At 55.1% G+C, this 1,211-nt stretch carries 1 rRNA gene; it reads left to right on the forward strand.

Annotated features, from left to right (window positions below):
- Positions 1-1,168: ribosomal RNA gene (locus R3P93_RS24495) — 23S ribosomal RNA — on the forward strand; the annotation flags it as partial.
- Between the last annotated feature and the right edge of the window lie 43 nt (positions 1,169-1,211).

A 1,211-nucleotide genomic window follows, 5' to 3' on the forward strand; every position in this document is an offset into this window, starting at 1 on the left:
TGAGCTGGGTGGGGCCGCAGAGACCAGTGAGAAGCGACTGTTTACTAAAAACACAGGTCCGTGCGAAGTCGTAAGACGATGTATACGGACTGACGCCTGCCCGGTGCTGGAAGGTTAAGAGGACCGGTTAGCCAGCAATGGCGAAGCTGAGAATTTAAGCCCCAGTAAACGGCGGTGGTAACTATAACCATCCTAAGGTAGCGAAATTCCTTGTCGGGTAAGTTCCGACCTGCACGAATGGCGTAACGACTTCTCAGCTGTCTCAACCATAGACTCGGCGAAATTGCATTACGAGTAAAGATGCTCGTTACGCGCGGCAGGACGAAAAGACCCCGGGACCTTCACTACAGCTTGGTATTGGTGTTCGGTTCGGTTTGTGTAGGATAGGTGGGAGACTGTGAAGCGGTGACGCCAGTTACTGTGGAGTCGTTGTTGAAATACCACTCTGATCGTATTGGATACCTCAACCTCGGACCATGATCTGGTTCAGGGACAGTGCCTGGTGGGTAGTTTAACTGGGGCGGTTGCCTCCTAAAATGTAACGGAGGCGCCCAAAGGTTCCCTCAGCCTGGTTGGCAATCAGGTGTCGAGTGCAAGTGCACAAGGGAGCTTGACTGTGAGACTGACAAGTCGAGCAGGGACGAAAGTCGGGACTAGTGATCCGGCACCGGCAAGTGGAAGCGGTGTCGCTCAACGGATAAAAGGTACCCCGGGGATAACAGGCTGATCTTCCCCAAGAGTCCATATCGACGGGATGGTTTGGCACCTCGATGTCGGCTCGTCGCATCCTGGGGCTGGAGTAGGTCCCAAGGGTTGGGCTGTTCGCCCATTAAAGCGGCACGCGAGCTGGGTTTAGAACGTCGTGAGACAGTTCGGTCTCTATCCGCCGCGCGCGTAAGAAACTTGAGGAAGGCTGTCCCTAGTACGAGAGGACCGGGACGGACGAACCTCTGGTGTGCCAGTTGTTCCACCAGGAGCACCGCTGGTTGGCTACGTTCGGAAGGGATAACCGCTGAAAGCATCTAAGCGGGAAGCCTGTTCCAAGATGAGGTTTCTCACCCCCTCGAGGGGGTAAGGCCCCCGGCAGACCACCGGGTTGATAGGCCAGAACTGGAAGTCGGGTAACCGATGCAGGTGACTGGTACTAATAGGCCGAGGACTTACCACAAAGAAGCTACGCGTCCACTGTGCAATATCTGAAACAACACACG

It is taken from the genome of Rhodococcus cerastii, assembly GCF_033042195.1.
In the GTDB taxonomy this organism is placed as follows: Bacteria; Actinomycetota; Actinomycetes; order Mycobacteriales; family Mycobacteriaceae; genus Rhodococcoides.